Source organism: Brucella anthropi ATCC 49188 (assembly GCF_000017405.1).
Lineage (GTDB): Bacteria > Pseudomonadota > Alphaproteobacteria > Rhizobiales > Rhizobiaceae > Brucella > Brucella anthropi.
On the sequence record NC_009667.1, the window covers coordinates 781,464 to 807,885 of the forward strand.

Here is a 26,422-nt window from a genome sequence, read left to right on the forward strand (position 1 = left end):
AGAGCGCGATCCAAGACCGCGCTCCTCGAAAATCGTCGGGACACATAACGCCAAGCGGCTTGCGATGCAACTTTCCGCCAGGAAAGTTACGCCACCGCGGCCTTCAGAGCCTTGGTCAGGTCCGTCTTCTCCCAGGAGAAAGAACCGTCACGGCCCGGTTTGCGGCCGAAATGACCGTAAGACGAGGTCTTGGCATAGATCGGCTTGTTGAGGTCGAGATGCTTGCGGATGCCGGTCGGCGACAGGTCCATGACCTCGCGAAGCGCTTCTTCGACCGCAGATTCGGCCACCTTGCCGGTGCCATGCAGATCGACATAAACCGAAAGCGGCTGTGCCACACCAATGGCATAGGAAAGCTGGATCGTGCAGCGGTCGGCAAGACCTGCAGCAACGACATTCTTGGCGAGATAGCGCGCGGCATAGGCGGCGGAGCGATCCACCTTGGTCGTGTCCTTGCCCGAAAATGCGCCGCCGCCATGCGGAGCGGCGCCGCCATAGGTATCCACGATGATCTTGCGGCCAGTCAGACCAGCATCGCCGTCCGGTCCGCCGATGACGAACTTGCCGGTCGGATTGATGTACCAGTTGCAAGTGGCTGCGATCGGAAGCTCGCCGAGTGCATCACGGATATAAGGCTCGACAACTGACCGAACCTTTTTCGAATCCCAGCTCGCATCCATATGCTGTGTGGATAGAACGATCTGCGTGACCTCAGCGGCCTTGCCGTTCTCGTAACGCACGGTGACCTGGCTCTTGGCGTCGGGGCCGAGTTTGCCTGCATCGCCTTCACCCTTGTGACGGGCTTCGGAGAGCTTTTCGAGAATCTTGTGCGAATAATAGATCGGGGCCGGCATGAGGTCCGGGGTTTCGCGGCAAGCATAACCGAACATGATGCCCTGATCGCCTGCACCTTCTTCGCCCTGACGATCGGCGGCGTTGTCCACGCCCTGCGCGATATCGGCGGACTGCGGATGCAGAAGCACGTCGATCTTCACCGTCTTCCAGTTGAAACCGTTCTGCTCGTAACCGATTTCCCGGATCGCCTTGCGGGCTGCCGACCGGAAACGCGAAGGATTAATCAGCGGATGTCCTGCAGCATCATGGGCGACAGTGCCGTCCTTATTCTTCTTCAGGAACGTATCCGGCACGCGCACTTCGCCGGCAATGACCACCCGATTGGTGGTGGCAAGCGTTTCGCAGGCAACACGGACAGACCAGGGATCAACGCCGGTGCGACGCGCTTCCTTATAGATCATGTCCACGATTTCATCGGAGATGCGGTCGCAAACCTTGTCCGGATGTCCTTCGGACACAGATTCGCTGGTGAAGAGATAAGAACTGCGCGACACGGGTAACCCCTCTTGAAAATCCAACGGAGAATATCTCCGCCATGGAAACACAGTAGCGCCCGGAACAGGCTTTCAGCGTTCCGGGCACGGTAATGTGTTAGCGAAGTTGGGATTAAACCGTCAATGCATATTCTTGTTGCGACAGCGCATCAGCGGGAAAATTCATTCCGGATGGCATTTTCTGCCTGTTCAGGCACTGTAAATCGCAAAAACCGGCGGGACATGTCTATGTCCCGCGTCTGCTGCACTTTTCGAGATATGAAATCAGTCAGCGTCCGCAGCGAGCGACTTCACGAGATCGATGATCTTGCGGCGCACTTTCGGATCTGAAATTTTCGTGAAGGCGCGGGTCAGCTGAACACCTTCGTTGGAATTCAGGAAATCGACCACATAGGTTGCTTCATTGTCTTCCGCAAAACCGGCCTGGTTCGAGGAACCTGGTGCGTCTTCAAAAAAGAAGGAAACCGGGACATTGAGAATTGCCGAGATCGCCTGAAGGCGGCTTGCACCGACGCGGTTGGTGCCTTTCTCGTATTTCTGGATCTGCTGAAACGTAATTCCAAGGCTTTCGCCAAGTTTTTCCTGACTGAGGCCCAGCATGTTACGGCGAAGACGGATGCGGCTGCCGACATGCACGTCAATTGGGTTGGGCTTCTTTTTATTCTCAATCATACAACTGTCACTCCTCGCAGCTGCGAGCTTCCATTCATGCTCTGTTCATCTGAACAGCGATAACAATAAGTTTTGGGAGGTAGTCTGACGATTTTCCGCAAAAACCGTCGCCGCCGCGCCATAACATCGTAACAATATTAGTCTGTCAATGAAAACGCCTGCCGATTGGCAGTCGGAAAGCCATGCTCAACACGAGTAAGGTTAACAGCGCTACCAGAGATTGTCGTGAGCCATGTGGCGTGCCCCAAAATGGTGCACGAGATGACGGTAGGTAAGCGTCAACGACCCCGACAGCGTCATGCGCAAGGCCGTCGGTGATTCGACCATAAGCATCAACGACAGCTGAAAGACCATTGTTGGCTGCACGGATGAGGGGGAGCCCTTGCTCCACCGCGCGAACCTGTGCCTGGCGAAAATGCTGGTACGGACCCGGCGTATCGCCATACCATGCGTCGTTTGTCACATTGATGATGGCGCTGGCTCTTTGGCCCGTATATCCAAGCTCATCCGGAAAAATGGCCTCGTAACAGATCAGCGGCAGAAAGGTCTGACCGTCTTTGACGTTCAGCGCCCGACGCGACGCACCGGCGGTAAATCCGCCCGGCATCTCCACCACTTCCTGAAGTCCAAGCCTGCGCAAAAAACTCTCATAAGGCAGGTATTCGCCAAAGGGGACGAGGTGCACCTTGTCGGCGGCATCGACAATCACACCACGATCATCAATCGTATAAATTGAATTATAATAGCGCGGCTCGCCGCCCCCTGATGCCTTCTCTTCACGAACGGCACCGGTGAGCAGCATCTGCCCGTCCTTCAGAACCTCGCCGATGCGGGACAGAGCCTCGGGCGTCGAGGTGAGAATATAGGGAACAGCCGTTTCCGGCCAAATGACCACATCGGGTTTCGGCTTGCCTTCCGCTGGCGCTTCGCCCGTCAGCGACACCAGCTTGTCGAAGATAGACCGGCGCTCCGCATTATCCCACTTCATGGTCTGGGCGATGGACGGTTGTACGATGCGAACCGCGAGCGCTCCTTTTTCTTCACCGATCGCCGGCGCTTTTGAAAGCGTCCAGGCACCGAACCCGACATGCACTGCTACCACCAACAGGGCGAGAACAATGCCCGTCTTGGCAAACCGCCCACCAATCAGCAGAGCCGGTGCGGCAAAGACAAAGACGGCCAATGCGCTCATCCCGATCAGACCGAGCACGGCAACCGATTGCATCAGCAGCGGCGTCGGCATGATGGCATAGCCGATCGCATTCCACGGAAAACCGGTGAACAGGAAAAGACGCAGCCATTCCGCCAGCGCAAAGCCAAACGCTAGCGCGAAGATACGCCCCAAGCCGTCCGACCAGAAGATGCGCGCAACCATGGCTGCAAACGCATAGAATAGAGCCAGAAATGCAGGGAGGCCTAGAACCGCCAGCGGCAAGGCCCAGGCAAACTGGTCTGCATCAACCAGCAGCGCCGTTCCAATCCACCACAGTCCGGAAACGAAATAGCCAAACCCAAACCACCAGCCAACCATGGCCGCTGGCAACAGACGGCGAACCGGCCCGGCATTCGCTTTCGCAATGGCCCCGTCAATCAACCAGACCAAAATGGGGAAAGAAACGAAACCCGCCACAAAACCATCGAAGGGCGGCTGGGTCAGCGTGGCGAAGGCACCGCTCAGGAAAGCGGCCAACGCTCGACGCCAGCCGCTCGAAAGAATGATTTTCCCCGCCAGCCTTTCGATCATCAGGCCTCTTTAGGAGCGTCGGTTGTGGCTTCAGCCTCTATAGGCTGGTCACCCGGCTTGGCGGATACGACAGCACGCTGCTGGCGACGGCGATCAGCTGCGGAAAGCGGCACAATACGCACTTTCTTCACCCGGCGAGGATCGACTTCCAGCACATGGAATTCATAGCCCGGAATAGCCTGCACCACTTCACCGCGAACCGGAATACGCCCCAGGACCGAGAAGATGAGGCCGCCGACCGTGTCGACATCCTCGCCATGTTCGCCGACTTCGAAGGATGGGCCGATTTTCGCGGCCAGCTCTTCCAGATCGGCGCGCGCATCGACAACGAACACGCCATCGGCTTCTTCGGCGATCATGATTTCTTCGTCGTCATGCTCGTCTTCGATATCACCGACAACCATTTCGACAATGTCTTCCAGTGAAACCAGACCGTCGGTACCGCCATATTCATCAATGACCAGCGCCATCTGGATATGGGTCGCCTGCATGCGCGCCATCAATCCGCTTGCCATCATGGATGGCGGCACAAACAGAACCTTGCGCATGAGATTGAGTTCACCGATCGTCTTGGTGAGATCGATCCGGCCCATGTCGAATTTGGCGGCCTTGTCTTCGGCCGTCGCCTTGCTGCGCGCGCTGCTACGGCGCGTGGTCTTCTGGCGGGCCTGCTTGGTAATGTAATTGAGAACATCACGGATATGGATCATGCCGCGCGGATCGTCCAGCGTCTCGGCATAGACCGGCATACGCGAATGGCCGGATTTTTCGAAAAGCTCCAGCACTTCCCAGAGCGGTGTGGAAATTTCCACTGCCTCGACATCGGCGCGCGGAATCATCACGTCTTCGACGCGAATCTCGCGCAGGCGAAGGATGTTATGCAGCATCGCCTTTTCTTCAGGCGAGAATGCTGAATCCTGTTCGCTTGCCGTGCTGGAAAGGGCATCGGCCAGATCTTCGCGCAGAGAAGATGATTGGCGCGAGCGCATGAACGGGAAAATATTAGACAAGAGGGAACGCTTCTCGGCCACTACGGGCCGCTGCGTACTTTGCCCTTCGGCGTCTTGAGTCTCGCTGCGATTTTCGCCAGCGGACGGGGGGTGCGATGTTTGATCAGCCATGGTCAATCGTTGTTAAGGTCTTATTCGGATACAGCATAAGGGTCGGGGATGGCAAGAGCATGAAGGATTTCACGCTCGCGCCCCTCCATAACCTCCGCTTCCGCATCGGTTTCGTGATCGTAACCCAAAAGGTGCAAAAAGCCATGCACGACGAGGTGAGCGAGATGGTTTTCGAGCGGCTTGCCCTCTTCACGGGCCTCACGCTCGACAGTTTCGCGCGCGATGATGATGTCGCCCAGCATCGGGCCCGGCTGCGCCCCGGCCTTGACCGGAAACGCAGGAAACGACAGCACATTGGTCGGCTTGTCCTTGCCGCGCCATTCTGCATTCAGGGTCTGGATCGAGGCATCGTCGGTGAAGACAACACTCAGCTCGCTTGCCGCGCTTTTCAGGCCAAGATTGGCCCAGGCGGCCTCGACCGACTTTCTGACGAGCCCTTCAAGGGCGGTTTCATCCGGCCAGTTGCCAGCTTCAACCATGATATCGATATGGATCGCGTTATTTGACACGTTCTGCGGCGGCTCTCCGTGCTGGCTAGCCGCATCATCCTTTCAGTTACAAGAAAGCTGTCTGCCAAGAGCGGTTCCCACTTTTGGGGACACACTCGAAAAGGCAGACAGCTTTTCTTAAATCGTGATTCCAATAGGCAATTGCAAGATCATTCCGAACGCGCGTGCTGTTTGCCGTCGCGGTCGTAAGCTCCGACGATTGCCGCCACCAGCGGATGACGAACAACGTCTTTCTCCGTAAAGCGCACCTTGATGACGCCCTCGACATCGTCCAGCACGCGAAGCGCTTCAACGAGACCTGATTTCTGGCCCGGCGGAAGATCGATCTGACTCGGATCACCATTGACCATCATGCGCGACCCCTCGCCCAAGCGGGTCAGGAACATCTTCATCTGCATGGACGTCGTGTTCTGTGCTTCATCGAGAATGACCGCGGAATGTGCCAGCGTGCGCCCGCGCATGAAGGCAAGCGGCGCGATTTCGATCACACCCGCCGTAATGGCACGCTCAACCTTTTCGGCAGGCATCATGTCGTAAAGCGCATCGTAAAGCGGGCGCAAATAGGGATCGACCTTTTCCTTCATGTCACCCGGCAGGAAGCCCAGTCGTTCGCCGGCCTCGACAGCCGGACGCGACAGGATGATGCGCTCCACCAGGCCGCGTTCCAGCAGCATCGCCGCATGGGCGACGGCAAGATAGGTCTTGCCGGTACCTGCGGGGCCGACGCCGAACACCAGCTCCGACCGGTCGAGCGCACGCATATAGGCATCCTGCGTCGGCGTGCGGGCAAAGATGGTCTTTTTGCGCGTGGAAATCTGGGCAGCAGAGAGCTTGCCCTTGTTTTCCATAGTCGGCAGCGTCAGCTGGTCGTCCGCAGCGATTGCCATGCGCAAGGCGCCGTCGACATCCGACGTCGTCAGCTCATGACCTTTCTGCAGCGTTTCATAAAGATGATCGAGTGCACGCCGCGCCTGCTCGGTTGCGGTCGGCTCCCCCCGGATCGAAAGCTGGTTTCCCTTGGAGCGGACATCCACGCCAAGCTTCTGTTCGATACGGGCCAGATTTTCATCGAACTGACCGTAAAGCGCGATGGCAAGACGGTTATTGTCGAAGGTGAGCACGATGTGGGCCATATCCGAGGCCCCGGTCGTCGGGCTTTTTTGCGTTTGATTGGTTGGCTTGGCAGACTTCAGCTTTTCCGTAGCGCTCAACCGTATCTCCTTAAAGCACAATCCTGAAAAGTTGCGACTTTTCAGACCAGATTATGCGTGAACGCAAACCGTTCACGCATTGCAATCGAAGTCTCGACAGGATTACCGGCAAGCGACTCAATACGCCGAAATTTTCTGCCTCGACATCATCATGCCTTCAGGCCAGTTTTTGCGCAATAAGGCTATTGGTCCCTGTGGATGTGATTTTCACATGAATGATGTCGCCGACCCGGTCATTGCTGTCATCGATGATGACAGGCAGGAGCCATGGCGAACGGCCCACCATCTGGCCTGCGACACGACCCGGCTTTTCAAGCAGCACATCCATCTCGCGACCGATCATGGAATCCTGAAATGCATATTGCTGTTCGGACAGGAGAGCCTGAAGGCGCTGAAGGCGCTCATCCTTGACCGCTTCCTCGACATGATCGTCGAGGTCGGCACCCGGCGTGCCGGGGCGAGGCGAATATTTGAACGAATAGGCCTGCGCGTAATTGACGTCGCGCACCAGCCGCATCGTGTCTTCGAAGTCCTGATCGGTTTCACCGGGGAAGCCGACGATAAAATCGCCCGACAGGGCCAGATCCGGCCTCACTTCGCGGATGCGTTCGATCAGACGCACATATTCATCCGCCTTGTGACGGCGGTTCATCGCCTTGAGAATGCGGTCAGAACCGGATTGTACCGGCAGATGCAGATAGGGCATCAGCTGGCGCAGATCACGGTGGGCGGCAATCAGGCTGTCGTCCATGTCGCGCGGATGGCTGGTCGTATAACGAAGCCGGGCAATGCCCGGAATGCGCGCCAGGCGAAACAGGAGTTCGCCCAAGCCCCATTCGCGACCATCATCACCAGCGCCGTGCCAGGCATTGACGTTCTGGCCAAGCAGGGTGAGTTCACGCACGCCGCTGTCGGCAAGGCGCTCGGCCTCTGCCACGATCTGCTTCACGCTGCGCGAAACTTCCGAGCCGCGTGTATAGGGAACCACGCAGAAGGTACAGAACTTGTCGCAGCCTTCCTGCACAGTGAGGAAGGCAGAAACACCGCGCTTGCGGGTTTCCTCGCGCTTGGGAGACGGCAGGTGTTCGAATTTATCTTCGAGAGCGTATTCGGTCTCAACAACCTTTTCGCCGCTGCGGACCCGCGCAAGCGCATTGGGCAGGCGATGATAGGTCTGCGGACCGATGACGAGATCGACATTCGGCGCCCGGCGCAGGATTTCCTGCCCTTCGGCCTGCGCCACGCAGCCCGCAACACCGATGGTCAGTTCCTTGCCATTCGCTTCACGCGCATCCTTCATCTTGCGCAGACGGCCAAGCGCGGAATAGAGCTTTTCCGACGCTTTTTCGCGAATGTGGCACGTATTGAGCAGAACCAGATCGGCATCGTCCGGCGTATCGGTCGCAACATAACCTTCCGCTGCAAGGCTGTCGGCCATGCGCTGGCTATCGTAGACGTTCATCTGGCAGCCATAGGTTTTTACGAAAACCTTACGCACATTGGGGCGCTCTGCCGTGGGCTCGAGATCGGTAATATTGTCGCTCATGCGCGGCTATCTACAGCTTTTGTGACCATTTTGAAAGGTGACATTCTGAACAACTGGCTGAACAACTGGCTGAACGCCCGATGGAGCAGTTGTCACTCTTCGGGAATCTCGCGCCCCAGCAACGCACTTTGCAAGAGCGAGCGCACACGGTTTTCCATTGTGCGAGCCAGCGCCTTGCGGTCTGTCTTGGCCGTTACGACGACCGGCTCGCCAAAACGCACTTCAACGTCGATAGCGCCTTCATGCAAGATACCTTTCAGGTGCGGCATCAGCTCGACGTCGCCCGGCCATGATGCGATCGGGCGGAAATAACGGCCCATGGCCATGCCATGCACGCCCGTATAGGCAATGGCAACCGGCTGAACCACGACTTCGGGTACATTGGCTTCCTTGATCGCGGCATGCGCGGCACCAAAAAGCGCTGTCTTGAACGGCAGGACGCGATTACCATCCGAGGTCGTGCCTTCCGCAAACAGCACCATAGCGTCGTCGGTTACCAGACGCCTTGCGATTTCGGATGTCTGTTCACCCGTTTTGCCCCGCCGTTCCCGCTCCACGAAAACAGTGCGCTGCAAAACGGCGAACATACCGAAAACAGGCCACTTCCTGACTTCCGACTTGGCGATGAAGGAGACCTGACCGACCGTCGACAGAACAATAATATCGCTCCACGAAGTATGGTTGGCGACGAGTAACAAAGGTCGGCCCTCGTGCATCTGGCCGACGGTCTTGATGCGAAAACCGAACAGGCGTGCAGCAATACGATGGAAAAAGGTCGGCAGACGCCGCTTCCAGTTGTTCTTCAGCTTAAGCAACAGATACTGAACTGGAATAAGCGACAGGCTCAATGCGACCATTGCCGCGACGACGAGAAAGATGCGGATTGCTCCGATCATCGTAGCCCTGCCGGAGTACGACTCAGGTCGCGACGCAATATCAGTGCAGCCGAACGCCCATTGGCGGTTTCATAATAAGCAGGTCTGTCGCCAACCTTTTGGAAGCCGAGACGGCGATAAAGCGTCTGGGCGGCAATATTCGCCTCATCCACCTCCAGAAAAAGCGTTTCAGCGCGCTCCTGATAGAGATGGCGCAACACGGCATCCATCAGCGCGCGCCCGACGCCCTGGCGTTGCACATCACGCGCGACGGCGATCGTCAGGATTTCCGCCTCACCTGCCACCAGACGAGCCAGCACGAAACCACAGGCATCGTTCGGTTTGCCTTTCGCACGGGCAACAAAACCGAAAACCGTATCCTGTGCGATCAGCGATCTGAAATCGTCGGAACTCCAGCCGTGATGGAAAGCGACTGCATGAATACGCTGAATCGCATGACTATCCTGTGCGCCAAGCGGCTCCACCGAGATTTGTCTGCGACCGAAACGCCCAAACGGCAAGCCCATCATCGGCTATTCTCCGGTAGCCTTGCGCGGCAGTGCAAACCCGACCTGCGGCTTCGCATCAGGCCCACGCATGTAAAGCGGCTTCGGCGCATCGCCCGGCTGGCGCAAGCTTGCCAGACGCGCATAGATGCCGATTTTCGCGGTTGGCTCTATCGGGCCCAACTCGAAACGGCCACCAAGCACGTCATTGATCGCAGCGGCTGCAGAACCTGCAAGAACAGTATTTTCCGCTTGAGAAACAGCAAGAGCCTCCGCTTCCTCTCGCGACAGAACCAGCGGCTTCGCGCCCGGCAACCCTTTTGCATCGAATGATTGCGCATAAATCTCGCCACGATGCGCGTCGAGGAGAACCAGAATTGGCTTTTCCGGGGACAGTATCTGTGTTTCCGCAGCCAACGCTTCGAACGCCGTTATGCCGATGGCAGGAACGTCGAGCGCCAATGCAAAGCCACGTGCTGCCGAGACACCGATACGAACGCCGGTAAACGATCCCGGTCCGATATTGACCGCTACCCGATCCATATCGCGGAGCGACAGTTTCGCCTCAGTCACAGCACGTTCGATATAGTCCATCAATACTTCCGCATGTCCCTTGCCGATGTTTTCGCTCACATCGGCAAGCACGACATCGCCGTCGGCATTGTAGACGGCAACGGAACACCACGAAGCGGCAGTATCAAGCGCAAGTATCTTCATGCGCAACCGGGTAAATCAGATTTTACCTCGCGACAAGCCAAGTCTTGTCCAAAGGCTGGATCAGTTTCGTTTTTTAGCCCTTCTCGCGGAACAAAACTTGGCGATATACGTTTGAAAACCGGGTGCGGCAACGTTTTTGCTTTGTCCTGACGGCGACAAGGCCCATTCAGCAATCGAGCCTTACAATGATCTGGCGGGTTCATTTGCGTTTGGAACACCCACCCGTGACCATAAGCGACATCTCCCAGCCGCTCCAAGCCGGATCGAACAACAGGATATGAGGATAAAATGTCCAAGAAGTCGATGCATGCAACCCGCAACGATCTTCCTTCCAATACGAAGACGACAATGATCGCGCTGCTCAACGAAAATCTAGCCGCGACAATCGATCTTGCCCTCATCACCAAGCAGGCACACTGGAACCTCAAGGGACCGCAGTTCATCGCCGTTCATGAAATGCTCGATGGCTTCCGCGCCGATCTCGATGAACATGTCGACACGATTGCGGAGCGTGCCGTGCAGATCGGCGGAACGGCCTATGGCACCACGCAGGTCGTGGCCAAGGAAAGCAAGCTCAAGCCTTATCCAACCGACATCTATGCCGTTCACGATCATCTGCTTGCACTGATCGAGCGTTATGGCGACGTTGCCAATCTTGTGCGCAAGTCGATCAAGGATGCAGATGATGCAGGTGACGACGATACGGCGGATATTTTTACCGCCGCTTCCCGTGGTCTCGACAAGGCATTGTGGTTCCTTGAGGCCCACGTTCAGGAAAAGAACTGACCTCACAGATGCAATGAAAAGGCCGGGAATTCCCGGCCTTTTCTATTCGCGATAATCAGTTGGCCCATTCGCCGCTGCGCATCACTGGCTCTCGGGTTCCATCCGCATTGATGCCATCGACGTCGATCTGGCCGGAGCCAATCATCCAGTCGATATGGATGAGACTCGAATTGCCACCCTGCGCCTTAATCTGTTCCGGTGTCAGTTTTGCGCCGTCGATAAAGCACTTGGAATAGCACTGGCCAAGCGCGATGTGGCTTGCGGCATTTTCATCGAACAACGTGTTGTAGAACAAAAGCCCGCTCTGCGAGATCGGCGAGGAATGCGGCACCAGTGCCACCTCACCCAGATGACGGGCACCTTCATCCGTATCCAGCACCTTGTTGAGCACTTCTTCACCGCGGCTTGCCTTCGCCTCGACAATTCGTCCACCTTCAAAACGAACCGCGATATCCTCGATCAATGTGCCCTGATGCGACAGAGGCTTGGTGCTCGTCACATAGCCCTCGACCCGTAGTGCATGAGGTGTGGTGAACACTTCTTCCGTCGGAATGTTCGGATTGCAGGTAATCCCATTCTTCGCCGTAGACGCGCCGCCGTGCCATTCATGACCGTCGGCAAGTCCGACCGTCAGATCGGTGTTCGGACCTTTGAAATGCAGGGCGCTATAAGCCTTGCCGTTCAGGAAGCGGGTGCGGGTGCGAAGCGCTGCATTGTGTGCCGCCCATGCGCCGACCGGATCGTCGACATCGACGCGCGAAGCCGCGAAGATCGCATCGGCCAGCTTGCGGGTCGCGATGTCCGCCGGTTCGTTCGGAAACATAAGCTTCGCCCATGCCGGATTGGGATAGGAGACAATGTTCCAGTTGATATCGAAACCGGCAATCTTTTCGAGAGCCGGCTGATAAGCTTTCGAGTTGGCCCGGTTGGCGCGTGAAACCTTGGCCGGGTCCTGGCTGGAGAGGAGCATCGGATTATCAGCTGCAATGGCCAAACGGGCAGCGCCATTCGAATAGGCCTTCGCCATTCCCTGATAGAGCCAGCTTGCCGCACGATCGAAACTCGCGTCGGATGCGTTCTCGTAACGCGCAAGCGCCAATTCGTCATCCGCGAAGAATGGCGTTACCAGTCCGGCTCCAGCCTTGTAAGCATGCTTGGCGATAAGGCGAACCAGCGGCAAGGCCACGACCGGTGCGGTAATGACGAGATCCTGCCCCTCGCGCAATTGCAGACCAACGCGAACGGCGACTTCCGCGAGACGTTCGAGTTTCACCGGATCGATGACTGGGTTCAGCTGTTCATGAGCCATGGGTGGAAGACCTTTTTGGATATGGAATCACCGACAGTTTATCAGACGGCATAATTTCACCACCTTTTTTCCTGCCTTTGCAGTATAGTAATTCTGCAGTCAGTTGCAGGAGAAAGCAGACAGTAATGAATAAGAAAATGCTTATTTTGCTGGGCGTTATCGGCCTTCTGGCGGGCTGCGTGACCATGACACCTGAACAACGTCGTGCGGCCGACGAACAGACCTGCCGCAGCTATGGCTTCAAGGCCAAAACTGACGCTTTCGCCAACTGTCTCATGCGACTGGACCTCGATCGCAGAGCTGACCGGCGTGCCTGGCAGAATCAGGTCGATTTCTACGACACTCCGATGGTGATCTATCGCCCGATCTATCGCTGAAACTTTCGCCGAAAAGCGACGACAATCAGCCAGAAAAATCAAAACGCCGGTAAGGTAGAACCAGACCGGCGTTGCAGATTATCTGATTGTAAAATCGCCTCTTATAGCGGTGCTTCTGGACGGTCCTGGGACAGAAGAAGCGCGCCAATGGCGTCAGCCTGCTTCTGGCTTGCCGGAGCATAGCCAAGCGATGTCGGCTGCGGGGCTGTCGTATCGAATTGCGGCTGGTAGGAAGCCACCTGCATATGCTGTTCCTGCTGAGGTGCAGCCACACCGCGATGGCGTGCCAGTCGTTCGCCACGGGCCTGCGGACCAGCACCAGTGCTCTGTTCCACACTTTGAGCCTTTGCCGCTTCCGCGAGTGCCACCTGAACGGTCGGTTCCGTTCCCGGAACTGGACCGGTCTGCGGCAGGGTCACGTCATAAGACGGATCCTGCGGAACGGAAGGCGATTGCGGCGAATAGGCCATAGCCAGATTGTATGGCTCCTGCGGAACCGGATTTTGCAGCGAACCGTCGCGATTGCGCTTCTCGTAGAAGGAATTTCCACCGGCTACGAGCACGTAATGCATATTGTTGTAAGGGAACTTCAGACCCGCCGTGTGGAAGAACATGGCGTTCTTGAGCTTCGGATGACGCTCACCCTTCAGAACCGCGTCGGCAGCGGCCTGAACATCAGGCAGCGCCTTGGAATTCATCTGGCGGGTAAGCACACCGGGCGCAAACTGGTTCTTCTGACCGACGACACCGCAAATCGTATCCGGATAACGTCCCGACGCGAGACGGTTCATGACGACCGTACCAACAGCCAGAAGACCGTCGGAACTCGAACGATTGGATTCGAAGAACATCGCACGTTCAAGGCAATTCTTGTCCCGTGCGGTGTAGGTGTAGGTCTTCACGCCATTGACGGATTTGACGTGGCTTGCCGCCGTCTTTTCCGAATTGGCTTTTCCCGAGGTTCCGGTTGTCGTGCAACCGGTCACCACGAAAGGCGCAATCACCAGCCCGATAAGAGCGGGCAATTTCCACTTCGCGGCGCGCGTCAATGGCTCAGTCTCATGTTAGGACCCTTAACTGATCCAGTCATCCATTCAGGCGAACACATCTGGAACGATGTGCGCGAACGTCTGACTGCGGTGCAAGTCAAAGAGGACGAAGATCAAAATCACACGTCCTACAGTCGCTCAATCGAATTCAAGGTTTTGGAATTTTTAGGCCAAAAAAAGGCGGCGGGTCAAATCCCAACAATGCTGGAGACCGCTGAAAAGTCCTAAAACAATTCCGAATCGAGATTGCGAATGTGCCTACAAGCCCTTTAAATATATTAATAATTCCTTAACGAGAATTAGCGATTCAGGTAAGATATTGATTTAACGAGATTCAAAGTCTCGCAATACACGCCATATCGCTGCCTTAATTCGCTTTTGCTTGTACTTTTTTTGCATACACATTCGTGGTGTTTCAAATCTTCTGCAGAATTTCTGCTTCCAGGCCGGTTCCATTGCTCTTTGTCAACTTTGACAACAGATTTGTAACATCGCGTGAGATCATACTTTTGAGACCCGTTTCGGGTTGTTGCAATGCGAATCGGGCGAGCACGATCCGCACCTTGCAAAGCTGGGTCTTAAACAAAAAACGACCCGCCACGGATACCGTGGTGGGTCGGACAAGTTCAGTTCCTGACGCCGAGATGACCGCAGCGGTCACCCGAAAGAATAACCCGCACCCCGAACGGTGCGGATCGGATCGAGCGCACGACCGACATTGATCGCCTTGCGCAGCCGTCCGACATGGACGTCCACCGTGCGGTCGTCGACATAGATGTCCGGTCCCCAAACGCCATCCAGAAGCTGGCTACGTGAGAAGACACGACCGGGCGACATCATGAAATATTCGAGCAGGCGGAATTCCGTTGGTCCGAGACGAACTTCCTTTTCCTTGCGATAGACACGATGCTGTTGGCGGTCGAGAACCAGGTCGCCCACTTTCAGCACGTGCGAAAGAATGCTCGGATTCGACCGGCGCAACATCGCCTTGACGCGCGCCAGCAGTTCCGGCGTCGAAAATGGCTTCACGACATAGTCGTCCGCACCGACGCTCAGGCCGCGAACACGTTCGCTTTCCTCGCCACGTGCCGTCAGCATGATGATGGGCAGGCGTTCGGTTTCCGGCCATTGGCGCAAGCGACGGCAAAGCTCAATGCCCGATACGCCCGGCAACATCCAGTCCAGAATGAGCAGATCCGGTACGTTCTCGCGCAAGGCGATCTCGGCTTCGTCGCCGCGCAGCATTGTATCGACCTGGTAGCCCTCTGCCTCAAGATTATAGCGAAGAAGAACGCTCAGCGCCTCTTCGTCTTCTACCACAGCGATTTTGGGTGCCTGTGACATCCAGTATTTCCCTATCCAAATTCGGCGGGCGGTGGATACAATCCCCCCAATCGACCGCGTGCCGCCGCGCTATTCACTCATTCTCAACCGCCAGACCGTGGTCCGGTCGGCTGCAGTTCAGGGTTTACGCGCCTCATCCACGACAATACCGTGGCTCAGGTCTTCCTTGGGTCGTTCGGCCGGCATTTGCAGGCCGGTCACGATGTAGTAGACGGTCTCCGCAATATTGGTCGCGTGATCGCCGATACGCTCGATATTCTTTGCGCAGAACAGAAGATGCGTGCAGGCGGAAATATTGCGCGGGTCTTCCATCATGTAGGTCAGCAGCTCGCGGAACAGTGACGTGTACATGGCATCAATCTCGTCGTCGCGGTCGCGAACGACATTGATCTGCTGCACCGAGCGCGACGCATAGGCGTCGAGAACATCCTTGAGCTGGGTCAGCGCCAGCTCGGCGAGTGTTTCGAGCCCGCGATAAAGCTTTACCGGCTGGCGTGATTCCGAAACGGCGGCAACGCGCTTGGCAATGTTCTTGCCCAGATCGCCCACGCGTTCCAGATCGGCAGAAATGCGGATCGAGCCAATGATCTCGCGCAGGTCCACAGCCATGGGCTGACGCTTGGCGATAATCATCACAGCCTTGTCGTCAATCTCGCGCTCGCTGGCATCGAGAATGAGATCGTCGGAGATGACGCGCTGTGCGAGCGCATTGTCCGCATTGACGATAGCGGCGACCGACTGCTCGACCATACGTTCCGCATGTCCGCCCATTTCGGCGATCTTATGGGAGAGAAACTTCAATTCCTCGTCGTAGGAGCGAACGGTATGCTGAGACGGCATAGTAGACCTCGTAATATAAATTGCGGGGAAGCCGCACTGTCTATCTGTTGAAGCGCAGTTCCGGATCAGCCGAAGCGTCCGGTAATGTAGTCCTGCGTGCGCTTTTCGGTCGGCGCGGTGAACATGGTTTCCGTGTCACCCACTTCGACCAGATTGCCGAGGTGGAACATGGCGGTGCGCTGCGAAACACGCGCGGCCTGCTGCATGGAGTGCGTGACGATCACGATCGTATAGTTCTGGCGCAGTTCGTCGATCAGCTCTTCCACCTTCGCGGTCGCAATCGGGTCGAGCGCCGAGCACGGTTCGTCCATGAGAATGACTTCCGGGCTCACCGCAATCGCGCGTGCGATGCAAAGACGTTGCTGCTGGCCGCCCGAAAGACCGGTGCCCGCATCGTGCAGACGATCCTTCACTTCCTCGAACAAGCTCGCCTTCTGCAAGCTCGTCACGACGATTTCTTCAAGATCGGCCTTGGTGCGGGCGAGACCGTGAATGCGTGGGCCGTAGGCGACATTTTCATAAATCGACTTCGGAAACGGATTCGGCTTCTGGAACACCATGCCGACGCGGGCGCGCAGTTCGACGACATCGATCTTCGGATCGTAGATGTCTTCATTGTCGAGCGTGATCTTGCCACCGACCTTACAGCCTTCGATCGTATCGTTCATGCGGTTAAGCGAACGCAGGAAGGTAGACTTGCCGCAACCCGAAGGGCCGATCAGCGCCGTGACCATCTTTTCCTGGATTTCCAGATCGACGTCAAACAGCGCCTGCTTCTCGCCATAAAATACGCAAACCTTGTCGCCGCGCATCTTTATGGAATTGGCGTTGGCGTTCATCTTTTCTCCTACGGCTTTCTCGAGAGATCGTTCAGTCATCAGGTTCATAGCTTTCGACTCCCGTTTACCAGCGGCGCTCGAAGCGGCGGCGCAGAATGATTGCTGCAATATTCATCACGGCAAGGAACAGAAGCAGGACGATGATAGCGCCTGACGTGCGTTCCACAAAGGCGCGTTCTGCTTCATTCGCCCACATGTAGATTTGTACAGGCAATGCCGTCGCTGGATCCATTGGCGTGGACGGCACGTCGGCGACGAAAGCCACCATGCCGATGAGAAGAAGCGGTGCGGTTTCACCAAGCGCATGGGCAAGGCCGATGATCGTTCCCGTCAGGATGCCGGGTGCGGCAAGCGGCAGGACGTGGTGGAACACCATCTGTGTTTTCGATGCACCAAGACCGAGGGCCGCAGCGCGGATCGACGGCGGCACCGCGCGAAGGGCGGCGCGGGTCGCGATGATGATGGTGGGAAGCGTCATCAGCGTCAGCACCAGACCACCGACCAGTGACGCCGAACGCGGCAGGCCGAAGAAATTGATGAAGACAGCAAGCCCGAGCAGACCGAACACGATGGACGGAACCGCTGCCAGGTTGTTGATGTTCACCTCGATCATGTCGGTGAAACGGTTCTTCTTGGCGAACTCTTCCAGATAGATTGAAGCGGCGACGCCGATAGGCAGCGACAGACCGAGAACGATCAGCATCATGTAGAGCGAACCGACAAGCGCGACGCCGAGACCGGAGGTTTCCGGACGGCTGGAGGCACCGAAGGTGAAGAGACCTGTATTGAAGGCCTCCTTCATGACGCCTTCTTCCGAAAGCATCTTCATCCAGCCCACCTGACGGTCAGAAACCTTACGGCTCGTCTCCGGCACGGAAAGGTCAATCTGACCTTTGAAGGCAGAATCGATGTCGGCGCCGGCCAGAACAGGAACGGTCTGCGTCGTGCCGATGAGCGATGGATTGTCCATCACCATCTTGCGCAGCTGAATGCGCACGCCGTCGGAATAGAAGCGGCCCAGATCACGCATTGCCGGACGGTCTGTCGCAGCAACACCCAGTTTTTCGGCCAATGCATTGCGCACCAGCAGCGGATAATTGGCCGTGATCAGCACATTCGGATCGGTCGCGCGCTTGTTGCCCGGGTCAATCACCTTTTCTTCAAGCTTGACCGGCAGATAAAGCGTCGTCTGCCAGAAGGCTGTATAGCCCTTGGAAAACACCGAGAAGAGAAGCGCGCACAGAAAGAACACGCCGATGGCGATCGCAGCAATACCGTAATAGCGGAAGCGACGTTCGGCAGCGTAGCGGCGTTTCAGTCCGATATCGCGGCGCGTCGGCTGTGCCGTGGCGTCGCTGGCGTTGAAGGTCGTATCGGTCATTATTCGTACTGCTCCCGGTACTTGCGCACGATATGCAGCGCAAAGATGTTCATGATCAGCGTCAGGACGAAAAGCGTGATGCCGAGTGCAAAGGCCACCAGCGTTTGCGGCGAGTTGAACTCAAGGTCGCCGGTGAGCTGGTTGACGATTTTCACCGTGATGGTGGTCATCGCCTCGAAAGGATTGATGTTGATGCGTGCCGCAACACCGGCGGCAAGAACCACGATCATGGTTTCGCCGATGGCGCGGGATGCGGTCATCAGAAGCGCGCCGACAATTCCGGGCAAAGCGGCAGGAAGGACAACACGTTTGACGGTTTCGGAGCGGGTTGCACCAAGACCAAGCGAACCGTCGCGCAATGTCCGCGGCACGGCTGTGATGATGTCATCGGAGAGCGAGGACACGAAGGGGATCAGCATCACGCCCATGACGAGACCAGCGGTCAGAACGCTCTGCGCCATGATGAAGCCCTGACCGCCTGCAATGGCAATCGAGAGATCGCGCAGGAAGGGCCCGACTGTCACAAGGGCGAAGAAACCGTAAACGATGCTGGGAATACCGGCCAGAAGCTCAAGGACCGGCTTGACGATCGTGCGCACTCGGGGCGACGCATATTCTGCCATGTAGATGGCCGAAAACAAGCCGACTGGAACAGCGAACAGCATGGCCACAAGGGCGATGTAAAGTGTACCAGCCAGAAGCGGAATGAGACCGAACTGGCCTGTCTCACCACCCGAGCCAGCGGCGGCAAAGCGCGGGTCCCATACAGTGCCGAAGAAGAACTCCCACGGCGAGACTGACTGGAAGAAACTGATCGTCTGGAACAACATCGAGCAGATGATGCCGACGGTCGTCAGAATGGCGATACCGGATGCGGCGATCAGCCCCCAGAGAACGATACGCTCGACATTATTGCGTGCACGCATGCGGCGGCTGATCGTGGAAAGGCCGAAGATCAGACCTGCGATGGCGATCACCAAGGAAACAGCCGAACCGATGGTGTGTGTCAGCGCCGTTGCCTTTTTCAGGTAAAGCGCGATAGGCACCATGTAATCCTGGCCTTCAGTCGCGAGCGCCACGCCCTTGGATGCAAGAACGGCGCGAGCATCCTGATAGTTTGCCGGGAAGCTTTCCAGTTCGGCAGGCGTCAGCCGGTCAAGCCCGTTGGCCAGACCACGCACCATGCCAAGCTGTAGGCTGCGATTGGTGAAGGAGCCGTCCTCGATAGCATCCGGCAGACGGGCGGTCGCGCTGTGATCGAGATAGACCGACGTTCCAACGGCCCATACAGCGAGAAACAGAATCGCAGGCAATGCAGAAACGAGGAAAACCCACCAGCCATGATAATGCGGGCGGGAATGCATTTTCTCGGTCGGCGAGGCTTTTGCGGAAGCAGACTGCGCCTTGTCCAGTGCAACGGCACGCTGGCGGCCTATGAAGAATCCGATCAGCCCGATTGCAACGATACTGACGAGAACCAGAAAGAAGGACATTCAATTTCCCCGGTTGCCCTGATGAATGCGGACGGTTTTGAGGTGCAGCTTCCACCCATACCGTTCCACGCGGATGCGCCTGTCATAGTGCAAAGGCGCGAAAGGAGAAGAACGCGGAGATTCGTCATCCCCGCGTTCCACAGATTAAAACTTACTTCGCAGCCAGCGTCTTGCCTTCGGTGAAGGCGGCGCGCTGTGCTTCACGTTCTGCGTCCGGAGCCGGAACCAGACCATATTCGGCGAGCGGGCCGTCAGGACCGATCATCTGGTCATTCAGGAAGAACTCAACATATTCCTTCAGACCCGGGATAACGCCGAGGTGAGCCTTCTTCACGTAGAAGAACAGCGGACGCGACACCGGATATTCGCCCGAAGCGACGGTTTCAGCCGAAGGGGTGATGTCGTTGACGGTCGCAACCTTCAGCTTGTCAGCGTTGTTTTCGAAGAAGTAGAGGCCGAATACACCAACGCCGGTCTTGTTGGAGTCGATGCGGGCGAGCGTTTCGGCATAATCGCCGTCGATGTCGACAGCTTTGCCGTCCTTGCGCACTGCGATACAGGCGGAAGCGGCAGCCTTGTCGTCAAGACCGGTCTTCTTGATTTCGTCCAGAGCGCCGGAGTGCTTGCAGCCGTCGGCGAGAACCTTTTCTTCAAACACTTCGCGGGTGCCGTGCTTTTCGCCTGGGATATAGGCAGCAATGTCCCAGTCCGGAAGGTTCGGGTTGACCTGATTCCACTTGGTGTTCGGATTGTCGACCAGCTTGCCGTCGACGACGAGCTTGGCTGCGAGAGCCTTGTAGACATCTTCCGGCTTCAGCTTCCAATCCGGACCCTTGGCGTCGGTCGCGAAGACGATGCCGTCATAGCCGAAGCGCACTTCCTGAACATCCTTGACGCCAGCGTCGATGCACGACTTCAGTTCCGAGTCCTTCATGGCGCGCGATGCATTGGCGATATCGATGGTGTTTTCACCGACGCCTTTGCAGAATTCCTTGATGCCTGCGCCCGAGCCGCCCGATTCAACAACCGGCGTCTTGAAGTTCGGGAAGGTTTCACCGAAGGTCTCGGCGACGATCTTCGCATAAGGCAGAACGGTCGAGGAACCGGCAACCTGAATCTGATCGCGCGCCTGAGCGGCGGAAACCGACATAACGGCAGCGATGGCAAGCGCTGCGGTCGAGGAAATCATCTTGTTCATGAGCTGCGGCTCCTGTTGTAAAAGACATATGACGATGTGGCGTCGTTAGCCCTCTACGCGCTCTATATTACATTCATATGACACTATTGTTACAGGTTTGTATCAGAGCCGCTTGCCAGTGATTTTGTGGGGTTTTGCCGTGCCTTGAACCGGCAAATATTTCGGGCTTTAAAAATGCGGCAAACGCGCACCGAGATCTTCAATCCCCGAAACATCGACATTGGCGAAGGCAAAGCGCAGAAACGCTTCCTGTCCTTCACCGAAGAACCGGCCCGGCAAGGTGATGATGCCGAGTGACTTCGCAAGGCGCTCGGCCACCTCGACCGATGAGGCATCCGGATAAGGATGACGCACAAAAGCGAAATAGGCGCCAATTGCTTCCACATGCCAGCCTTCGATATTGGCCATGACCGACCGCAATGCAGAGGCACGCCTTGCAATCTCGCCGCGATTATCGTCACGCCAGCCGGTCAACGGCTCGATGGCGCGTGCGACCGCGATCTGTGGCGCGCGGCTTGCGCATATCTGCAGATTGTCCATGACTTTTGCAACGCTCTCGACCATCGCCTTGTCCGCGACAATCGCACCAAGCCGGTGCCCCGGAATGCAGAACGATTTTGAGAAGCTGTAAAGCTGGATCAGATGCGACGACCAGTCCGCCTCGTCAAAAAGCCGATGCGGCGGTTCATTGGCATCGGCCATAAAATCGCGATAGGTCTCGTCCAGAATGAGCCATGTTCCATTGTCACGGCAGAGAGCATAGATTTCCGATAACAGTCCCGCCGGATAAATCGCCCCGGTTGGGTTGTTCGGGGAAACAAGCGCCAGCGCCGCAATACCCGGACGAAGCACAGCCCGGACATCTTCCGCGCTTGGGATGAAACCATTCTGGGCGTGGCAGGGCACCGAACCTGAAGCGATGCCGAGCATTTCCAGCGATGAACGATGGTTGAAATAGAACGGATCGGTGGTCAGCACCCTATCGCCACTTTGCGCCACACACATGATGGCAGCGATAAAGGCCTGATTGCAGCCGGATGTAATATGGACGTTGGAGGCGTCGATCTGCGCGCGATAGAGCTGTCCGACATGCGCAGCATAGGCTTCGCGCAGAACCTTTTCGCCCTCAATCGGACCGTAACCGGCAGAGGCGACCGATCCGGCTGCCTCGCCGAGAAAGTGCAGCATGTCTGGATGCGGAGGATAGCCGGGAACAGCTTGCGACAAATCAATCAGAGCACCACGCGACCCGTCATAATCCCGCGCCCAGGCCTGTACCGCTGGAATGGGCGGCGCGGAAAGGCGATTAATCAGCGGATTGACGGCAGGCAAGGACATTGGCGGCTCCCATGGTGGTTTCGGCCACTCTTATCGCGATCGCTGGTGTGGTTGAAGCCATTATTCGCTCGGACGCGAAAGCACGTAAACAGCCGAGCCGAGCATGAAAACAGTTACCGATGTTGCCAGCAGCCAGCCGGGTTTCACGCCCCACCAGAACAGGCCATAACCGACCGTCATACCAAGACAGGCATAGAGCTTTGCACGTGGCGGAATGGCTCCACGCTCACGCCATTTTATGACCAGAGGACCAAAACGCTGATCGGCAAGCAGGCGAGCCTCAAGCTTCGGCGATGATCGTGCAAAGAACCACGCGGCAAAAATGATGAAGATCGTTGTCGGCATGACCGGCAGGAAAGCACCAATGATACCAAGTGCCAGCATAAGGAAGCCGAGGCAAAGATAGAGTATCCGCTTACCCGCCGAAATTGCTGGCGAAGCGGTCTCGATCCTGTCTTTTTCCGGGTGGTCCTGCATGGCGTTCCATCGTCTGATCTGGACGCTTATAACAGGATTCTGGCGCTTTCGTGCAGGTTCACAGCGGTCAAAGAAATGTCATCCCACTGCCTTTCAGCCCCTGTGGATAACTTTTTGAGACCGATAAGGAATTGTGAAACACAGTCATAAATTGCAGTTTTGCCCCCGAAATGCCTTATTTCCTTAACTTCGCCACTCAGGATGAAAACTTGTTCTACAAATAAAAATTGCAACGCAATCGCACCGAACCTCCGTCCGGGTAAGCAGTTCTTCTTGCAATCAATGCGCGAAAACAAGGTGCAGCGAAGGCTGCCGCAGATTCCTAACGAATCGTAAACGGTATTACAGCAACCAAACAGAATCTTTCCTAATATTCCTTAGTTATGTTTATCTGATTAAATAAACAACGTTTAGTATAGGATGATTTTCCCGATGCGATATAGATTCAATTATCGCATAATGTTCTCATTCGAACCACGTCAGCGCCACATTTAGATTCCAGTTCGCGACTGTCTTTCTCAGCGACAACTGTGGGACACCCCGTTAACAACTAGTGGATCTGGCATGACTTTCAAGACCCGTATGGCTATGCTCGCCGTTGCGGCAACCGGTCTTCTCGCGACCACCGCAATCGAGGCTTCAGCACAGCAATGCGGCGGTGCCTCCTGGTACGCCCTCACTTCCCGTACGGCTTCGGGTGAACGTATGAACCCGGCCGGCCTGACCGCAGCACACCGCACCCTGCCGCTTGGCAGCAAGGTCAAGGTTACCAATCAGAGAAACGGCAAGTCACTCGTCGTGCGCATCAACGATCGCGGCCCGTTCATCAAGGGACGCGTCCTCGACCTGTCGAAGGGTGCCGCGGGCCGCCTTGGCTTCATCGGCGCGGGACACACCAAGGTCTGCTTTACGCCGCTTTGATTTCGGCGACATTTCGTCCGACTGCTGGATATGGAGCATTTCCGATCTAAGTTCGATCGTTAGAAATGCTCCATCGAATTGTTTTCGGCATTTCCTTGCCCCAAAACCGGTTCCCACTTTTGGGTGACATGCCTATTTCCGGTCCAGCCGGTCGGTGAACCAGCGGGTCAGCTTGATCCAGACCTCGTCCTTTTCGGCGGCATCCTCGATCCCGTGTTCAAGATTGGGATTGTCGTTGACCTCGATCACCACCACGCCATCGTCCGTTTCCTTCAGATCGACGCCATAGAGTCCGTCGCCGATGCAGCGTGCCGCGCGTAGTCCGGTTTCCAGAACCGATGGCGGCGCATCGCCCAGCGCATAGGAACGAAACCCGCCTTCCAGAGGCTTGCCGCCCGTATCGTGCTTGACGATCTGCCAATGGTTCTTGGCCATCATGTACTGGCAGATGAAAAGCGGCTTTCCGTCGAGAACGCCAACACGCCAGTCGAACTTCGTCGGCATGTATTTCTGCGCCAGCAGGAGGTCACTGTCCTCCAGCCATAAAGTGGCGAGCGCTTTCAGTTCGGCAAAATCCTTCACCTTCTTCACGCCGCGCGAAAATGACGAATCCGGTATCTTGATGACCATCGGAAAGCCGAGCATATCGGCGGCGCGCTCCAGATCCTCCTCACCCGCAATCATCACCGTCGGCGGAACCGCCACGTCGTTCGCCTGCATCAGTTCGTGCAGATAAACCTTGTTGGTGCAGCGGATCATGGAAATCGGATCGTCGATGACTGGCATGTTTTCCTGTTGCGCCCGCCGGGCGAAACGGTAGGTGTGATTGGAGATCGATGTCGTCTCACGGATGAACAGTGCGTCATAGTTGGCAAGCCGCGGCAGATCGCGCTTGCCGATCGGTTCCACTTCCACCCCGAGCCGGGCTGCGATTCTTGCCCAATGCTTCAGCGTTGAAACGGTCGAGGGCGGCATAGCTTCCTTCGGATCGCACAGCGTTGCGAAGGAATAGCGCGCTGGCACCTTTGGGCGCGCGGCGCGCCACTCACGCTGGGTATAGCGATCAAGCGCGTCCTCGAAGCGTTCCTTCTGTGCTTTGGTAAACTTGGTGATATTCGCAAAGCCGATCTTCTGGATTCGCGCCCATTCACCCGGCTTGACCGTGACTTCCAGCGACGGCGCGCGAAACCAGTCGAAGAGCAGCCGTCCGAACCGTTCAAATTCGGGATTATCGGCAAGACCGAAATGCACGTGGATTGTTTCGGGCGCCCTTTCCGGATGCTTGCCGAGCGCCTTGTTCAGCATGTCTTCGAGTTCGGGAATAGCGTTTTCATAAAGTCGCCGTTCCGACAGATCGATCATCGTTTCCACAGAGGGGATGATGCGATGCCCCCGCGCTTCAGCCAGAAGCGAAGCGTAATAGCCACGGCTTTGATAGGCGTAGGAGCGCGACAGGTTGATGATGCGCGGGCGCAGCTGCCCGTTGAAGAGAGCGGGATGCGCGAGATAGTCACGCGTGGTCATGACCTTGTGCGGCGTCGCCCCATTGTCGATATCCGAGAGGCGCCCTACCAGAATGACGCAGATCGTCATCAATCCGTCCTTTTTTCCAGAATAACGGCCGCCCTGAGCCCATCACTGCCGAACCGTGCGATGCGGTCGAAAATGTGGAAGGGAACAGGGACATTTGCAGCATCGGCAATGGTTTCGCCGAGTTCTTCCTCCACCCAGGGGTCATGAATGAGAATATGCCGCCCATCTTCGCCATGGGCGAGCACCCAGTGCGGCACTTTCTTGCCGAACATATGATAACCGCTGATCAGCACGATCACTGCCGCCCCACGGCGCAAGGCAGCCAGAATGTCGTGCAGCGTGAAACCGCGATAATCCACCGGAATTGCATAGGCTTCTGTACGCTGGCGGAAATCGGTCTGCGCCAGTTGCATCACCTTGCGCTTTTCTTCCGAACGCACCGATTGCAGGAAAAGCATGTCCTCGATGGAAACGATGATCGATGCTTTCAGACCACGCTCATGCGCGGCGACGGCAAGCCCGAAAGGTTCGCAACCGCCCGGCCCCGACATCATATAGATCGTCGTCGCATCGCGCCAAAGGCGGACTTCCAGCACGGGGTCGAGCTGCGTCTCCCGATTGTGCCGGGCAAGCACCATCATCAGGCAGGCCGCTCCGCAGGTAAAATCAGTCGTCTGCTCGTAATAGGGAAAGGCTGTGATGGGCGAAACATCACCGCGAACCGTCTTTTCGAAACGCAGCGCATCCGAATGGTCAGCGTAGTAATCGAGATAGCGTCCAATGGGGCGGTAGCCATGCCGCTTGTAAAGCGCGATGGCGCGTTCATTATCCTCGCGCACTTCCAGCCGCAGCAACGGACGGTCGTGGTCGTAAGCTGCCGTTTCCGCCGCCTGCAACAGAAGAGAGCCGACGCCCTTGACCTTGGCCTCCGGGTCGACGGCTATCGAGTAAAGTCGCGCAAGCGCGGTGCCATGACGGAAAAGAATCATCGCATAGCCGATGACCGCGCCATCCATTGTTGCAACAATGGTTTCTGCGGTTGGTCGTGCGATGAGGGCGCGAAATGAACGGCGAGAAATCCGGTCTGCCTCGAAACAGCGCTCCTCGATGCGCAGGAGCGCATCTATGTCGTCTGCCGTGGCCTTGCGCGTCGTTGCGCCTGTCATCTTTTGGCCTTTGCAAAGGGATCGTTACGATCCGGTCGGCACCAACATTGGCTTATTCGAGGCAAAAGACAAGCGCCCGGACCGTGGCAAAATTATGAGTGATTTTTACCGCCTGATCGGT

Annotated in this window: 25 protein-coding genes; 3 read left to right on the forward strand and 22 right to left on the reverse strand. The window is 56.7% G+C overall.

The window, feature by feature from the left end:
* Positions 1 to 86: 86 nt before the first annotated feature.
* From metK to tsaB, 10 genes are all read right to left on the reverse strand, one after another.
* On the reverse strand, positions 87 to 1,349 hold the full coding sequence (gene metK, locus OANT_RS03880) for a methionine adenosyltransferase (protein ID WP_012090996.1): 1,263 nt from the start codon (positions 1,347 to 1,349) through the stop codon (positions 87 to 89).
* A gap of 264 nt (positions 1,350 to 1,613) precedes the next feature.
* The gene (locus OANT_RS03885; protein WP_010657769.1) at positions 1,614 to 2,021 is read right to left on the reverse strand and encodes a helix-turn-helix domain-containing protein; all 408 of its coding nucleotides are present in this window, start codon (positions 2,019 to 2,021) and stop codon (positions 1,614 to 1,616) included.
* 145 nt (positions 2,022 to 2,166) lie between these two features.
* Positions 2,167 to 3,765, reverse strand: a complete 1,599-nt coding sequence (gene lnt / locus OANT_RS03890; RefSeq protein WP_012090997.1) for an apolipoprotein N-acyltransferase — start codon at positions 3,763 to 3,765, stop codon at positions 2,167 to 2,169.
* Positions 3,765 to 4,886, reverse strand: a complete 1,122-nt coding sequence (locus OANT_RS03895; RefSeq protein WP_012090998.1) for a hemolysin family protein — start codon at positions 4,884 to 4,886, stop codon at positions 3,765 to 3,767. Before OANT_RS03895 ends, lnt begins: the two co-directional genes overlap by 1 nt.
* Before the next feature lie 20 nt (positions 4,887 to 4,906).
* Positions 4,907 to 5,395, reverse strand: a complete 489-nt coding sequence (gene ybeY, locus OANT_RS03900) for an rRNA maturation RNase YbeY (RefSeq protein ID WP_012090999.1) — start codon at positions 5,393 to 5,395, stop codon at positions 4,907 to 4,909.
* Between the two features lie 149 nt (positions 5,396 to 5,544).
* The gene (locus OANT_RS03905) at positions 5,545 to 6,606 is read right to left on the reverse strand and encodes a PhoH family protein (protein ID WP_012091000.1); all 1,062 of its coding nucleotides are present in this window, start codon (positions 6,604 to 6,606) and stop codon (positions 5,545 to 5,547) included.
* Positions 6,607 to 6,763: 157 nt separating this feature from the next.
* Positions 6,764 to 8,152: a tRNA (N6-isopentenyl adenosine(37)-C2)-methylthiotransferase MiaB gene (gene miaB, locus OANT_RS03910; RefSeq protein WP_012091001.1), complete on the reverse strand. Its 1,389-nt coding sequence runs from the start codon at positions 8,150 to 8,152 to the stop codon at positions 6,764 to 6,766.
* A 92-nt stretch (positions 8,153 to 8,244) separates the two neighbouring features.
* On the reverse strand, positions 8,245 to 9,048 hold the full coding sequence (gene olsA, locus OANT_RS03915; protein ID WP_012091002.1) for a lyso-ornithine lipid O-acyltransferase: 804 nt from the start codon (positions 9,046 to 9,048) through the stop codon (positions 8,245 to 8,247).
* Positions 9,045 to 9,557 (reverse strand): ribosomal protein S18-alanine N-acetyltransferase, encoded by a 513-nt coding sequence (rimI, locus tag OANT_RS03920; protein WP_012091003.1) that lies wholly within the window; start codon positions 9,555 to 9,557, stop codon positions 9,045 to 9,047. The genes olsA and rimI overlap by 4 nt, the downstream gene beginning before the upstream one ends.
* Before the next feature lie 3 nt (positions 9,558 to 9,560).
* Positions 9,561 to 10,250, reverse strand: a complete 690-nt coding sequence (gene tsaB / locus OANT_RS03925; RefSeq protein WP_012091004.1) for a tRNA (adenosine(37)-N6)-threonylcarbamoyltransferase complex dimerization subunit type 1 TsaB — start codon at positions 10,248 to 10,250, stop codon at positions 9,561 to 9,563.
* A 288-nt stretch (positions 10,251 to 10,538) separates the two neighbouring features.
* Between tsaB and dps the strand changes: the two genes are divergently transcribed.
* Positions 10,539 to 11,036 carry a DNA starvation/stationary phase protection protein Dps gene (dps, locus tag OANT_RS03930; protein ID WP_012091005.1) on the forward strand — a complete coding sequence of 166 codons (498 nt, stop codon included), beginning with the start codon at positions 10,539 to 10,541 and terminating at the stop codon, positions 11,034 to 11,036.
* 55 nt (positions 11,037 to 11,091) lie between these two features.
* Here dps and OANT_RS03935 read toward each other — a convergent pair whose 3' ends face one another.
* Positions 11,092 to 12,345: an aminopeptidase gene (locus tag OANT_RS03935; RefSeq protein WP_012091006.1), complete on the reverse strand. Its 1,254-nt coding sequence runs from the start codon at positions 12,343 to 12,345 to the stop codon at positions 11,092 to 11,094.
* Positions 12,346 to 12,470: 125 nt separating this feature from the next.
* Here OANT_RS03935 and OANT_RS03940 point away from each other — a divergent pair, with 125 nt between their 5' ends.
* Positions 12,471 to 12,722, forward strand: coding sequence for a hypothetical protein (locus OANT_RS03940; protein ID WP_040129057.1), 252 nt, complete (start codon positions 12,471 to 12,473; stop codon positions 12,720 to 12,722).
* A gap of 101 nt (positions 12,723 to 12,823) precedes the next feature.
* Here the strand turns inward: OANT_RS03940 and OANT_RS03945 are convergent, their stop codons facing one another.
* From OANT_RS03945 to OANT_RS03995, 9 genes are all read right to left on the reverse strand, one after another.
* The gene (locus OANT_RS03945) at positions 12,824 to 13,771 is read right to left on the reverse strand and encodes a cell wall hydrolase (protein WP_010657757.1); all 948 of its coding nucleotides are present in this window, start codon (positions 13,769 to 13,771) and stop codon (positions 12,824 to 12,826) included.
* Positions 13,772 to 14,428: 657 nt separating this feature from the next.
* The gene (gene phoB, locus OANT_RS03960) at positions 14,429 to 15,115 is read right to left on the reverse strand and encodes a phosphate regulon transcriptional regulator PhoB (protein WP_006468130.1); all 687 of its coding nucleotides are present in this window, start codon (positions 15,113 to 15,115) and stop codon (positions 14,429 to 14,431) included.
* A 117-nt stretch (positions 15,116 to 15,232) separates the two neighbouring features.
* A complete protein-coding gene (gene phoU, locus OANT_RS03965) occupies positions 15,233 to 15,955 on the reverse strand; it encodes a phosphate signaling complex protein PhoU (protein ID WP_010657755.1) in 723 nt (240 codons plus the stop codon).
* Positions 15,956 to 16,020: 65 nt separating this feature from the next.
* Positions 16,021 to 16,794: a phosphate ABC transporter ATP-binding protein PstB gene (pstB, locus tag OANT_RS03970; protein ID WP_010657754.1), complete on the reverse strand. Its 774-nt coding sequence runs from the start codon at positions 16,792 to 16,794 to the stop codon at positions 16,021 to 16,023.
* A 64-nt stretch (positions 16,795 to 16,858) separates the two neighbouring features.
* Entirely contained in the window at positions 16,859 to 18,175 is a 1,317-nt protein-coding gene (gene pstA, locus OANT_RS03975; RefSeq protein WP_012091009.1) for a phosphate ABC transporter permease PstA, read from the reverse strand.
* Positions 18,175 to 19,668: a phosphate ABC transporter permease subunit PstC gene (pstC, locus tag OANT_RS03980; RefSeq protein WP_010657752.1), complete on the reverse strand. Its 1,494-nt coding sequence runs from the start codon at positions 19,666 to 19,668 to the stop codon at positions 18,175 to 18,177. Before pstC ends, pstA begins: the two co-directional genes overlap by 1 nt.
* 151 nt (positions 19,669 to 19,819) lie before the next feature.
* On the reverse strand, positions 19,820 to 20,866 hold the full coding sequence (locus OANT_RS03985; RefSeq protein WP_012091010.1) for a PstS family phosphate ABC transporter substrate-binding protein: 1,047 nt from the start codon (positions 20,864 to 20,866) through the stop codon (positions 19,820 to 19,822).
* Positions 20,867 to 21,034: 168 nt separating this feature from the next.
* Positions 21,035 to 22,198: an aminotransferase gene (locus tag OANT_RS03990; RefSeq protein ID WP_040130031.1), complete on the reverse strand. Its 1,164-nt coding sequence runs from the start codon at positions 22,196 to 22,198 to the stop codon at positions 21,035 to 21,037.
* Positions 22,199 to 22,264: 66 nt separating this feature from the next.
* Positions 22,265 to 22,681, reverse strand: coding sequence for a YbaN family protein (locus tag OANT_RS03995; protein WP_012091012.1), 417 nt, complete (start codon positions 22,679 to 22,681; stop codon positions 22,265 to 22,267).
* Positions 22,682 to 23,245: 564 nt separating this feature from the next.
* Between OANT_RS03995 and OANT_RS04005 the strand changes: the two genes are divergently transcribed.
* Positions 23,246 to 23,602: a septal ring lytic transglycosylase RlpA family protein gene (locus OANT_RS04005; RefSeq protein ID WP_010657747.1), complete on the forward strand. Its 357-nt coding sequence runs from the start codon at positions 23,246 to 23,248 to the stop codon at positions 23,600 to 23,602.
* A 132-nt stretch (positions 23,603 to 23,734) separates the two neighbouring features.
* On the opposite strand, the gene OANT_RS04010 is transcribed toward OANT_RS04005, so the two are convergent.
* Together OANT_RS04010 and OANT_RS04015 are read right to left on the reverse strand one after the other, a co-directional pair.
* Positions 23,735 to 25,195 (reverse strand): RimK family alpha-L-glutamate ligase, encoded by a 1,461-nt coding sequence (locus tag OANT_RS04010; protein ID WP_012091014.1) that lies wholly within the window; start codon positions 25,193 to 25,195, stop codon positions 23,735 to 23,737.
* Positions 25,195 to 26,301, reverse strand: a complete 1,107-nt coding sequence (locus OANT_RS04015; RefSeq protein ID WP_012091015.1) for a GNAT family N-acetyltransferase/peptidase C39 family protein — start codon at positions 26,299 to 26,301, stop codon at positions 25,195 to 25,197. Before OANT_RS04015 ends, OANT_RS04010 begins: the two co-directional genes overlap by 1 nt.
* Positions 26,302 to 26,422: the final 121 nt, after the last annotated feature.